13 protein-coding genes and 2 pseudogenes are annotated in these 10,959 nt (G+C 71.3%); 1 reads left to right on the top strand and 14 read right to left on the bottom strand.

Annotated elements, in window-relative coordinates; genetic code table 11:
* Positions 1-30: 30 nt before the first annotated feature.
* From ACFWN1_RS27655 to ACFWN1_RS27645, 3 genes are all read right to left on the bottom strand, one after another.
* Complete coding sequence (locus ACFWN1_RS27655; RefSeq protein ID WP_384367501.1) at positions 31-360, bottom strand: esterase; 330 nt, start codon at positions 358-360, stop codon at positions 31-33.
* A gap of 92 nt (positions 361-452) precedes the next feature.
* The gene (locus tag ACFWN1_RS27650) at positions 453-665 is read right to left on the bottom strand and encodes a hypothetical protein (protein WP_384367498.1); all 213 of its coding nucleotides are present in this window, start codon (positions 663-665) and stop codon (positions 453-455) included.
* 232 nt (positions 666-897) lie between these two features.
* Positions 898-1,245 (bottom strand): DUF317 domain-containing protein, encoded by a 348-nt coding sequence (locus ACFWN1_RS27645; protein ID WP_384367495.1) that lies wholly within the window; start codon positions 1,243-1,245, stop codon positions 898-900.
* Positions 1,246-1,465: 220 nt separating this feature from the next.
* Between ACFWN1_RS27645 and ACFWN1_RS27640 the strand changes: the two genes are divergently transcribed.
* Positions 1,466-1,738: a hypothetical protein gene (locus tag ACFWN1_RS27640; protein ID WP_384367492.1), complete on the top strand. Its 273-nt coding sequence runs from the start codon at positions 1,466-1,468 to the stop codon at positions 1,736-1,738.
* 4 nt (positions 1,739-1,742) lie between these two features.
* On the opposite strand, the gene ACFWN1_RS27635 is transcribed toward ACFWN1_RS27640, so the two are convergent.
* The 11 genes and pseudogenes from ACFWN1_RS27635 to ACFWN1_RS27585 all read right to left on the bottom strand — a co-directional run bounded on the left by ACFWN1_RS27635 (position 1,743) and on the right by ACFWN1_RS27585 (position 10,400).
* Entirely contained in the window at positions 1,743-2,231 is a 489-nt protein-coding gene (locus tag ACFWN1_RS27635; protein ID WP_384367489.1) for a hypothetical protein, read from the bottom strand.
* A gap of 480 nt (positions 2,232-2,711) precedes the next feature.
* The gene (locus ACFWN1_RS27630; RefSeq protein ID WP_384367486.1) at positions 2,712-3,380 is read right to left on the bottom strand and encodes a hypothetical protein; all 669 of its coding nucleotides are present in this window, start codon (positions 3,378-3,380) and stop codon (positions 2,712-2,714) included.
* Positions 3,377-3,865, bottom strand: a complete 489-nt coding sequence (locus ACFWN1_RS27625; protein ID WP_384367484.1) for a hypothetical protein — start codon at positions 3,863-3,865, stop codon at positions 3,377-3,379. The genes ACFWN1_RS27630 and ACFWN1_RS27625 overlap by 4 nt, the downstream gene beginning before the upstream one ends.
* Entirely contained in the window at positions 3,862-4,629 is a 768-nt protein-coding gene (locus tag ACFWN1_RS27620) for a glycosyl hydrolase (protein ID WP_384367481.1), read from the bottom strand. The genes ACFWN1_RS27625 and ACFWN1_RS27620 overlap by 4 nt, the downstream gene beginning before the upstream one ends.
* Positions 4,626-5,215 (bottom strand): annotated as a pseudogene (locus ACFWN1_RS27615) (DUF4913 domain-containing protein). The gene ACFWN1_RS27620 and the pseudogene ACFWN1_RS27615 overlap by 4 nt, the downstream one beginning before the upstream one ends.
* Before the next feature lie 153 nt (positions 5,216-5,368).
* Complete coding sequence (locus tag ACFWN1_RS27610) at positions 5,369-6,262, bottom strand: DNA cytosine methyltransferase (RefSeq protein WP_384367504.1); 894 nt, start codon at positions 6,260-6,262, stop codon at positions 5,369-5,371.
* A 121-nt stretch (positions 6,263-6,383) separates the two neighbouring features.
* Positions 6,384-6,566, bottom strand: a pseudogene (locus ACFWN1_RS27605) (DNA cytosine methyltransferase); the annotation flags it as partial.
* A 1-nt stretch (position 6,567) separates the two neighbouring features.
* Entirely contained in the window at positions 6,568-7,152 is a 585-nt protein-coding gene (locus ACFWN1_RS27600) for a hypothetical protein (RefSeq protein ID WP_384367478.1), read from the bottom strand.
* Positions 7,153-7,207: 55 nt separating this feature from the next.
* A complete protein-coding gene (locus ACFWN1_RS27595) occupies positions 7,208-8,365 on the bottom strand; it encodes a DnaB-like helicase N-terminal domain-containing protein (RefSeq protein WP_384367475.1) in 1,158 nt (385 codons plus the stop codon).
* Positions 8,362-8,616 (bottom strand): hypothetical protein, encoded by a 255-nt coding sequence (locus ACFWN1_RS27590; protein WP_384367472.1) that lies wholly within the window; start codon positions 8,614-8,616, stop codon positions 8,362-8,364. Before ACFWN1_RS27590 ends, ACFWN1_RS27595 begins: the two co-directional genes overlap by 4 nt.
* Positions 8,613-10,400, bottom strand: a complete 1,788-nt coding sequence (locus ACFWN1_RS27585; protein WP_384367469.1) for a type IV secretory system conjugative DNA transfer family protein — start codon at positions 10,398-10,400, stop codon at positions 8,613-8,615. Before ACFWN1_RS27585 ends, ACFWN1_RS27590 begins: the two co-directional genes overlap by 4 nt.
* Positions 10,401-10,959: the final 559 nt, after the last annotated feature.

Genomic DNA, 10,959 nt, shown 5'->3' with positions numbered 1-10,959 from the left:
GATCGGCGCGGGGCGGCCTTTGCGTTGCGGTCAGACCTCTGCGAGGCGATTGGAGAGGTCGAGGGCGGCGGTGGCCACCGCGAGGGCGGCGCACAAGCCGCGTACCTCGTGGATAGTCGGGCGGACCAGGTGCGGCCAGTCGTCGGGTGCTGCGGGCCATGAGGCGAGATGGACCTCGGCGTTGGCCAGCCCGAGGTGGGCAGTGACGTCCCAGCGCGACAGGGAGGCGGGTTCCCAGTGAAGGCGGATGCGGCCGAGAGGGAGTCTGGGGGTGTCGGCCGGGAGCCAGGAGACGTCGAACGGTCCGTTGGGCAGGGCGGAGACGCGGTGGACGAGTGCGCCGCGCACTCCGGACGGCATGGGCCGCAGGGCGAGGCCGTGCAGCGGGCGGGCGGCGCAAGTGTGGAGTCGCGGTGAGATGGGGGCCTCCTTTCGGGGTCGGTGCGCCGGGGTCAGGCCCAGGCGAGGGCACCGCGGACTGCCGGCGGGAGGTAGTCCTCTTGGCCGTCGTCGGCGATGAACGCGACGCCGTCGCGCACGACGACGTCCGTGCCGAGGTCATGCGTGAATGGCCAGTCGGGGTTGACGGCGAGGCGGATCGGCAGGTTGGGGTCGAGGTTCTGGAGCTGGCGGAGCAGGTGGCCGACGGTCAGGTAGTGGGGCACGGGAGCCTCCGGGAGCGGGATCGGTTTGGCGAAGCAGGGTTGTTGTCGGAGCGTCAGTTGACGTCGAGGCGGAGCAGGTCGCGCAGGACCTTCGGGCGGGTGGCCTCCGGCTTGGGGTGGCTGGCGAGGTGCCAGGTCAAGACGCGTTCCTCTCGGTGGTGGGGGCCGGTCGGCTCGATGTATGAGCCGATCAGTGGGGTGCGGTGTGCGCGGCGTCCCGGCCGCCGCGCGGTCAGCGGGAGGGGTTGGCGACGAGGGCGGCGATGAATCCGGCGACGGCCTCGGAGGGGGTGTAGAGGCCGAACTCCTGGACCCAGGGCTCGGCGTCGGCGGGGACCACCCGGACCTGCCAGACGATGCCCCGCTTCCAGGCGGCGGTGTCCTCGGGGAGCCAGCCGACGTAGACGCGGCCGTCTGGGCTGGTGCAGTGCACGTTGGCTTCCGGGGTGTCGACCATCGCCCAGCCGAGCGCCCCGAGAAGTTCGAGCACCGGGCTCGCGCAGTGGTCGCTGGAGAGCCAGGCGCGCTCCTCCACGGCGGGGCAGACGACAGTGGGCAGGATGGTAATGGAGGCGCTCACGACTAGACGGTCCCTTCGTTGACCTGCGACTTTCCCCGACACTCGTACGTTGACATGCGGTGTGCCGAAGTGCGTAGTCGTTTCCCGGAAGGTGGTGTCTGCCGTGGGCGAACTGGCTGTGGGGAGCGATGGGCCGACGAGCCGGGGAATGGATCGGCGCGGCCGGTTGTCGTAACCGGGTTGCGGTGTCAGGCCGCACGAAACCGGAGGGGGAGAAGGCGTGGCGGAGCTGAGCAGGCACTGGGACCGAGGAGGGCCGGAGCTTAAGATCCGCGCGTCCGGGCGGCCGTGGACGGTGGGTGACATCGCGATAGTCGCCGACGGGCAGTGGGCAGTGCGCACGAAGCCCGACGCAGAGCAGAGGTGCGACGGAGAAGCCGTGGTGGAGCGCCGGATCGCGGACGGGCGGCGTATCGAGCTGACAGTGGAGGAGCTGGCCCGCGCGGTGGGCTCCCGGGTCGGGGAGACTCACCGCGACGAAGATGCGGACTGACCAGTTAGCGGCGTGACCTGGTTGCGGGCACTGTCGGGCCTACGACGGCCGACGGAGCGGGCTGGTCGGGTGGTTGGCCCAGGGTGCGCGGTGCGTGCGCCGAGCGGGCGACAGCGACTTGGGCCAACCGAACTGCCGGTGTCCGGTCCGCGGTTGCGGCGGCTTCCCGGGCCTCGATCACGCGGCTGATCGCCTGCAGGGCGGTCCGGCTCTTGGCCAGCGCGATCCGCAGGTTCACCGCCGAGCTGGTGATCCGCTCCACGGCGTAGAAGGCCGGCACATGGCCGGACCGGGTGAGAGCGTGCAGGCGGTCCTGATGGACGGCGACTGCGTTGTTCGAGACGACGAGGCTCGATCGGATGTGCATCGCCGCGCGCAGGAGCGGATCCTCGACGGGGCGGCGGACCGCGAGGGTTTCCAGCGCGTCGATGGGGCGGCTCCAGGCTTTCTCGATCATCGCGTCGGCCTGGTCGAGGGCAATGGCGTCGGACACGGTGGCTCCGGAGGGTGAGAAGGGGATGCTGATCAGCGGCTGCGCCCCGGGCGCGGGAACTGCGGAGCCGACGGCGGGCGCGGTGCCGGGATGAACGGCCGCGCGCCGGGAGATGAGGACGCCAAACGGGAACGGGAGTTGGCGGCCTGGGCGCGGCGCGCGTCCAGCGGCGTCGGCACTGGGGGCTTAACCGGGGCGGCGGTGGCAGCGGACCCGTGGTGCGCAGGATGCCGTACCAGCCGCGCATGCTGGCGTGATCGCCCCGCCCGACGGGCTCAAGAAACTCGATCGCGGACTGGGCGGCGCGGGTCAGTTTGCCGTGCAACTCGTCGACATCGCGAGCGGCCTCGGCGACCGTCCTGCCGACGAGGTGAAGCGGGTCGCGGGGCGGCTGGTCGTCGCTCAGCGCCCAGGGGTCCTCGACACCGAACTCCTCGGCGACCAAGTGCGCGCCGGGCCGCTTCGCCATGTCATGGGAGTTCATTCGGCCGCCTCCATCCGGGCGAGCAGGGAGCGCACCAGGGTGGGCAGGCTGTCGGGGCCCTCACCGATCCAGACATGATCGGTCGCCTGGCCGAGGACGTACGCGGCGTCTTCGAGCAGGCCGCTGGAGATCTCCATGCAGGCGTCGGTGATCCGGGAGGCGGCGAGGAGGGACTGCGAGAGCACCTCGACGTAGTCGCCGGGGCTGAGGCCGGCAGTCTCAGCGGCTGTGCGGATGGCGGCCAGTTCCAGGGGGCTGAACGCGAAGTCGAACTCGTCGTCCTGCTCCGCCGGTGAGGGCGCTGCGAAGGCCGGGTCCGGCGGCTCGGCGGGGATGCCGACGCGCGTGCAGATCTGGTCCACGGAGGCGGTCAGCTCGGCGAGGGACTCGGTGAGCCAGCCGAGCGCGGAAGCGTAGGACGCCAGGGTGAACAGACCGGCGGGGGTGGAGGGAAGCGGCTCCTCGATGACGAACCCTTCGAGCCGGTCGTTCAGCTCGCAGACCACCTGGGGGCCGGCGGACAGCGCGCCGAGAACGGGATGCAGGTAGGAGCGGCTGGTGGAGGTGGGGTACTCGGTGGCCAGGACCCCGGAGACGCTCTGCGCAGCGTCGGTGAGCAGTCCGGCCAGTTCGGTGCGGGCCAGGGGCGTACGGTCGGCGGTCATCGCAGGGGGACCTTTTGGGAGGCGGCGGGAGCCGCAGGGCTGGCTGCCGCCGGTGCGGCGGCCGGTAGGGACGCGGTCTGGTCGACCGCGTAGGGGGATCGGGATCGGGCCGCCTGGACTCGGGCCTCGGCCGCCGGGTCGGTGTCGGCGGGCCGGTTGAGGTCCGTGCGGTTGGTGCGGAGTTGGGCCGTGCGGTAGACCGCGTAGTCCTCCCGGGCACCGGCCGCGACGAGGTAGATCTCGCGCTTGTGGGTCGAGGTGGGCGCGGCCGGGCGGAACTGGATGACCATCCGGTAGGAGACGGCCGGGTCGACGTAGACCTTGTGGAAGCCCGCGAGGCGGCCGTTCAGCGGTAGGCAGTCGTCGCTGCCGTGGACCAGGTTCTGCAGTTCCAGCAGCGCCAGGTCGCGTATTTCGTCGGGGAGTTCGCGCAGGTCCGCGATGGCATCCGGGTGCGCGGCGAAGGCGAAGCGGGCGCGGCTCACATCGACCTCCGAGGGTTCGGTCGCTGGGTGGAGTTCACGGACGGCGCGGTGCTCGTGCCGAGGCCGGCCTTGGGGATCGCCGAAGGGCTGGTGGAGCGGGTGAGGGCAACGTGGGTCCGCAGAGCGGCGCCGTCGCCGCGGTATTCCGGCGGCTCAGGCAGGGGGCCGTCGCGGTTGTCCAGCCAGTCCTGGGCGGCGTCCTCGTCGACGAAGGCGCCCTCGCGCACCGTGTAGGTGCGGGCCTCCGTGGCCACCTCTTCGAGAAACACCCGGATCGGGGCCTGGGCCGCGCCGGAGTCGCGGACCATGGTCCACGTCTCGCACGGGGCGTAGTCCGAGGTCTGAGTGGCCAGGACCTTGTACCAGTCGCCCGAGGCGCGGATCTGCTGCTCGACGCGGACCGTGAGGTCGTCGGCGGGTCGTATGAGATCGGCTCCGACCAGCGCGATCGGCTCGGGCGGGCAGCCGTGCTCGACGAGCCAGTTCTGGGCGAAGGCCAGACTGGCGTGGCTGGCGGTTTCCAAGGTGAACGTGCGCTCGCGCGGATCCCGCGTGATCTTGATGGCAACGAGCTGTGGTTCGCCGGGCACGCCCCAGGTCACCGACTCGTCGTGGGCGACGAGGTAGCTCTGCGCCCCGTTCGGGGTGGTGTGGTGCTCGGCCAGCACGGTCAGGTCTCCGGCCCAGAGGCTGCTCTCGGCGAGTTCGGAGACGGCGTCGGCGGGCTCGAAGTCGTCGAGGCGGAAGTCGAGTTCGGTGGTCACTCGGTGTCTCCCGCCAGCTTGGGTGCCGGGGTGGCCAGCACGCGGTGGTTGGGCCGCGTTGGGCTCGTCGTGCATGCGGCGAAGGGGCCATCGGGGGCACGGAGATGAACCAGGGCCTGGTCGAGGTGGTCGCGGTGCCACGTCGAGGGACCGGACAGGCCGGCCTCGGCGTCAGTGAGCTGCTGCCATGCGAGCCAGAGCGCGTGCAGCCGGGCCACAGCCTCGGGATGCTCGTGCCACTGGTCGCACCACGGCCGGGTGGTGCTGATCTCCCGTCCGTAGACGGGCAGGAACAGGTAGTTCACCCAGTCGCTGAGCGCGGCCAGTTCGACGGCGTATGCCTCGCCGCCCAACGCGAGGATGAACACCGAGGCCGGGGCGTCGGCCTTGTCAGCGTCGGCAGTGTCCGCGGTGGGGGTGTCTGTGGTGGGCTGAGAGGTGGAGACGGGCTCGGAGCCGAGGCGTCGAGGATGACACCCTGCTGGCGTACCTCCGCCATGGTCTTGGCGAGGGTGCTCGCGAGATCGTCGAGATCGCCGTCGGGAACGCGGAACGGCTCGGGGGCGGCCTTGCTGGGGTCGGACATAACGGATCCAAGGGAGTGAGCGAGCAGAGCGGGGGCGAAGTGCGGCGCGCTCTTCTGGAGGTCACGGCGGTGCTCCGTTCGCAGGTCGGCATGAGCAAGAGGATGCGGAGATTCCGCGATTTGGTGCGGCTGGGGAAAAGCGGTAATACGGCGCTACGGCGCGGTGCAGCGTGGGCAGCGGGGGAAGGGCGGTGCCAGCAACCGCACGGCCCGGGCTGCCTGTTGGGGGACCACGCCGTTGCCGAGCGCGGTGAGCTGAGCCGGTCGGCCGAGTCCCGGAGTGGCGGTCACCCAGCCAGGGGCCAGGCCCTGCATCCACTCCACGAAGTCGGCGCGCAGGCGTCCGGCAGCGTCGGTGGGCGGCGGCGCGGGGCGGGTGAGGTTCTCCCATCGGGCGATGGCGGAGGCGTACGCTCCCCATCGCCCGTCGGTTCCTCGGCTCCCGGGTCCGCTTCCGCCCACAGCGGCAGGACCACCGCCGACAGGGGCGGGCGCCAGACCTTGCCCGGACGGCGGCCAGGAGCGCCGGTGTCGCTCGCCCTCGGGGTGGGCAGCAGCGAAGCTGCCGCGCTCGACAGCGCCATGTCCCCGTTGCCGTACCGCTGGTTCGGCGAGCCCTTGATCCCGTCCGACGCCTTCGGCGTGGGCAGCAGCCACTCCACCTCGTCGGCCAAGTTCGGGCCGTGGCCGCCGCTCTTCCTCTTCGACGGGTGCTGGGAGCCGCCGTTCTTGCCGATGTTGCTCGTCGGGGTCTTGAACAGGGGGCTCGGCGGGCCAGGCGGTGAGGAAGGTCCGCTCGCGCCGATGGGGGGCTCCGACGTCGGAGGCACGAAGCACGAGCCACCTTGCGTCGTACCGGAGATCGGCCAGGGAGCCGAGTACGGCACCAAGTGCCCGCACAGGAGGCTGGGTTGGGTCGTCTCCCAGACACCACGGGCAGAATTCCACGTCGCCAGGGGAACCGGCGGGCGAGGTGAGGAGACCTCGGACATTCTCGATCACGACCAAGCAGGGGCGGAGGGCTTCGACCGCACAAGCGACGTGCAGCCACAGCCCCGAGCGGGTATGGGGGTTGAGTCCGGCCCGGCGTCCGGCGACGGAGACGTCTTTGACAAGGGAAACCGGCTGTCAGGACGCACACCCGAGGCACATCGGCCCAGTTGACGGCGGTCATGTCCTGCAGATTCGGCACGCCGGGCCAGTGCCGGGCCAGGATGCGCGCGGCGTCGGGGTTGATCTCGGCGTGCCAGGCCAGGGTGCCGCCGAGGGCGGCCTGGACCCCGAGGTCCAGACCGCCGTAACCCGAGCAGAGCGAGCCGATCAACGGCGGTCGCACGGTTGTGGTTTCCATGTCACCGGCCTCGTGCGATTCGGGCGGAGGGGGACGCCACCGACGTGGTGACGTCGGGAGGTGGCGGCCCCGGAGCGGGCGTGGCGGTTGTGGACCGGCTGCGGGCAGCCTGGAGCCGAACGGACGGGGGAGAGACCGTTGCCGATGCGGCGTGCAGGGAGTTGGCCCCGTCGCGGAGGGCCGCGTCGGCGGTGGCGAGTGCGTCCTCCATCACCCGTACGGCTGCCTCCCGGGCATCCCTGGCGTCGGGCTGGTCGTGCAGACTCTGGGTCTGGTTCAGGAAGGCGAGCTGGTGGGCCACCGCTCCCAGGGCGGAAGCCGCTTCGCCCGCGGGCTCGACGACGGTGGCGAAGCTGGTGATTACCCGAGGGGTGTGGGGCGCCTGGTCCTGGTCGGCGGCACGGAAGAGGACCTCGTCGCCCAAATCGGTGATCAGCTTTCCGAGTTCGGAGATCTGGCGTGCGACGGCGACGGCATCGGGTGAGCGGTGGGGGTCTCCGGGCACCGGCAATTTGCCGCGCTGGGCGTCGAAGGCGGAGGCCGTGGCGCGCATGACCAGGGCGTCGGAGATGGGGGTGTTGTCCACGGTGCGTTCCAGAGGTGGGAGGGTCGGATGGGCTGGGTTGGTGGGTGAGGACGGTTTAGCCGTGGGTGCGCGAGGGCGGTCGCGCGGCTGATGGCGTGGAGGCAAGGCCTGGGCACTCCGAGGGCCGTGTGGCCGGTCGTGGTGTGCTGCGGGCGAGGGCGGCTTGGACCAGCGCCGTCGGGGGCCCCTCGGCCGGCGGCGCCGGAGCGGGGTGGCCGTTCGCGGTCTGCCAGCGGGCGCGCACTTCGTCGAGCGGCCCGAGCGCGTGCAGGGCGTGGTTGATGAGCCGCCCGGGGGCCAAGGTCTCGTTCTCGGCCAGGGCGCGGATGGCGCGGGCGGAGGTGGCGGCCGTGCGGGTGATGGAGGAGCGCATGATCTGCTCGCCGAGCCATTCGGCGCTGCCGGGGCCGACGCCGTCGCAGATGGCGGTGAGTTGTTCGGCGGTCAGCGTGCCGTCGGCCGGCAGACCGCGTCGCTGGGCTTCCCACAGCACGGTGATCCGGTCGATGGGCTCGCCGCGGTGGTGCAGTGCGCCCAGGCAGCGGTAGAGCTGGCCGTGGGCGGGGTCGGCGAAGTCGCCCGATCGCAGCCAGCGGACGACCTCGTCCATCGCCTTCGGCCGCTCGACCAGGACCGCCAGCAGGAACTGCTCGTCCTCCTCGACCTGGTCCGCCCGTGCCGGCGGCGGTGCGACGGGTGCTGTGGAGGGCGGCGTGGCCGGAGCGACCGGGCGTGGTTCGGACCCCCAGCGGCGCGCGAGGTCGTCGAGTACCCCGGCCAGGACGTCCGCATGGTGCAGCGCTCCTTCCACCTCGCCCTGGAGCGCGTCGGCGCGGGCTGCCTGGTGGAGGCGGATCGCGTGCGCGGCCACGGCGCGGTGGATTGCTCCCTCCAGCACCATCCGGCCGTAGACCGGGGCGTGCTCGGGGCGCGGGCAGGCCGAGATCAGGGTGTGTGCGAATACTGCGGTCAGCCCCCGGACGTGGTGGCTGGCCTCGTCGACCGCGTCGGTCACCCAGGAAAGCGGCACCGGTTTCTTGGTCGCCAGGGCGGCGTGGCTGTCGGTCCGGAGCTTGCACAGGGCGGCGAACAGCGCCTGGTGGACCGGCCGGTAGAAGTGATCCGGCGCGAGCCAGTCGAGGTGCTCGAGCTGGCCGGGGTCGAGCAGTACCGAGCCGAGCACCGCCTGCTCGGCACTCAGTAGCGGGTTCATCGCTGCTGCCCGGGGTGGGGAGTCGGTTGATCCTGCTGGGAGCGGAGATCGGTGATGGCCTGGTCGGCGGCGGCCATCGCGGCGGCGAAGCGGTCCAGCTCGCCGGTGAACGTCGGATCGGTGGCGAGGATCGAGCCGGAACCGGTGACCAGCCACCACTGGCCGCCGCGCCGGACGACCGGTAACTGGGCGAGGTGTGTCGACTGGATCCCGGCACCGAGCGAGAGCACCTTGAGCGTTGGGGCGCTCATGCCGACAGCCCGAAGCCGTCGCGGCCCAGGGACTTGGCGATGGCCCGCTCGGTGATGGCCTTGGTCGCGCTGGCCGAGGCCGGACCGACCACCTTGGCGGAGGGCTCCTTGTACCAGGGCCGTAGGTCGAGCATCGCCACCCGGATACCAGTGGCGAGCAGCAGCGCCCTCCCCTTGGGCAGCGCGCGGATCGCGTCGGGGGGCAGGATCCGTTCGGTGCGCATGCTCACCGAGGTGGACTTGCCGCCGTCGCTGGTCGACACCGACGTCGTCTGCACGTCGTGGTCACCGACCTGCCTGCTCAGACGGTCGGCGAAGTCGGCGTCGTCGATTCCACTTCCGATAATCTTGATTGTGGCGGCGGACCAGAGTGCGTCCATGCCTGCCTGGCCCCAGCATCGCTGGCCCTGCCGGTAGGACTGCAGGATCGTCATCGGGATGACGCCCCGTGAGCCCAGGTGGCTGTACAGGTCGGGGAGATCGGAGATTTTGCACACGTTGGCGGCCTCGTCGAGGACGCACAGGGCGGGCGGGTCGAGCCGCCCGCCGGAGCGCTCGGCGACGACCACGGCCGCGCGCATCACCGCATCGGCCGCTGCGGCGATGATCGCCGATGCCGAGCCGCCGCCGTCCTTGCTGAGCAGGTACAACGTGTCGCGGGAGGTGGCGAACGCGGAGGGCTTGAACTCGGGAAGGTGCTTGCTGGGGGTGACCCAGGCGGCGACGTCCGGGTCGAGCAGGCAGCTCGCGTACTGCCGCGCGGTCTCATAGATGCCGTCCCGCGTTTCCGTGGCCCCGCTGACGGTGCCCTGGAGCTGGGCGGCGACCGCGTCGTGGCCGGCGTCCGTGAGCAGGTCCACGGGAGTGCGGTCGGCTGGGGAGGCGAGCCAGGCCAGGACGTCGGTGATCGGGCGGCGGTGGCTGGCGGCGGCCAGGAACAGCGCGCCGAGTGTGTTGCTAGCGGCGGTGGACCAGAAGTCGGAGCCGTTTGACTCGTCCACCGAAGCGGCGACGAAGTGCCCGGCCAAACGTTTCGCCCCGGCCAGGTCGCGGGCGTCGGCCAGGATGTCCCACCACATCTCGCGCGGGTGGTGGGCGATCTGCTGCGGGTCGAGCGTCCAAATCGTGCCGACCCTGGCACGAGCGTCCACCGTCGCGGTGAAGGCATCGTTCGCCGCCTTGTTCGAGGTCAGCAGCACTGGGCCGGGAGCGGCGAGGATCGCGGGGATCGCCAGCGCGGACGTCTTGCCGGAGCGCGGGGCCATGATCGCGACGATCACGTCCTCCCAGGAGGCGCGGACCTCGGCCCGGCCCGGGGAGAGCGTGCCGACAAGGATCCCGCGGTCGGAGGGAGCGACCTCCTTCGGCTTGAGATCGGACAGGCGCGGCCGCAGGCTCTTCGCCTTTGCGGTTATCTCCTTGTCCAGCAGCGGCGCGAGATCTTGCTTGCGGGCGAGGCCGTTCTTCGAGCCGCCGCGCAGCCGCAGCCACAGGACCATGCCGGTGATCGTGAGGCAGACGGAGAGCAGACCGGGGACGAGTCGCGCGCCGACCAGCAGGGCGATGGGGCTCAGGTGCGGCCACAACACGTCGGGGTGCAGCAGCGCGTCGGTGGCCTTGAACGGCGCCCAGGGGCTGGCGCTGACGAGGGAGTTGGTGAGGTTGCCGGTCAACCAGACGAGGGAGCCGAAGACGATGGCGGCGCCGAGGACGCCGAACAGGAGGTAGAGGAGCGCGTCGGTGCCGGTGGTGGTCGAGGGCGCGCTGGTACGCGGGGCGGGCATAGCGGATCCAGGGAGGGAGAGCGGACAAGGCGGGGCGGGGCGCGCGGCGCTCTTCTGCTGGTCATCGGGGCAGCTCCTGTTCAGGGTAGGAGTCGATGGTCGAGGTCATCGGGTGCGGCGACCGGGGCGGCGGCGTGTGGGGAGGAGGGGCGGGCGGCTCGCTGTCGGTCCGCTCCCGCGTTCTGGGCCGCGGACGGTTTGGTGTCTGCGACCGCGTTGTCGCCGAGGACATCGCTGAGTAGTTCCCGGGTCCGCAGGACAGGCACCTCGTCGAGGTATTTGGGGTCGCTGAGCTCCGCAGGACACGCGGCGACCATGTCCTCGGCGGCCTCCAGGTCCTCCTGGGATGAAAGAGGTGATCGACCGCCTGCATAAGGCCGGCACCGTTCTCGGCGGCCCTGATCTGGTCGGTCAGCCGCAGGACTTCGGCTCCGGCGATGTAGAGCCCGAGAGGGTTGGCTGGGCTAGCTGTACTGACCCGGGAGGTTGTGGACGGGTGAGTCAGGTCTCGGTTCAGGGGTCTTGAACGGGTGAGGGCCTTCCGGTTCGGTGTGGATTG

Origin of the sequence: Streptomyces sp. NPDC058459 (assembly GCF_042721685.1) — a bacterium.
Lineage (GTDB): Bacteria > Actinomycetota > Actinomycetes > Streptomycetales > Streptomycetaceae > Streptomyces.
This window is presented reverse-complemented; position numbering and strand designations above follow the sequence as displayed.

Excerpts from the sequence above, each read along its gene's own strand:
- ACFWN1_RS27655 (WP_384367501.1), bottom strand. The coding sequence starts at position 360 with ATGCCGTCCGGAGTGCGCGGCGCACTCGTCCACCGCGTCTCCGCCCTG.
- ACFWN1_RS27630 (WP_384367486.1), bottom strand. The coding sequence starts at position 3,380 with ATGACCGCCGACCGTACGCCCCTGGCCCGCACCGAACTGGCCGGACTG.
- ACFWN1_RS27595 (WP_384367475.1), bottom strand. The coding sequence starts at position 8,365 with ATGAACCCGCTACTGAGTGCCGAGCAGGCGGTGCTCGGCTCGGTACTG.
- ACFWN1_RS27590 (WP_384367472.1), bottom strand. The coding sequence starts at position 8,616 with ATGAGCGCCCCAACGCTCAAGGTGCTCTCGCTCGGTGCCGGGATCCAG.
- ACFWN1_RS27585 (WP_384367469.1), bottom strand. The coding sequence starts at position 10,400 with ATGCCCGCCCCGCGTACCAGCGCGCCCTCGACCACCACCGGCACCGAC.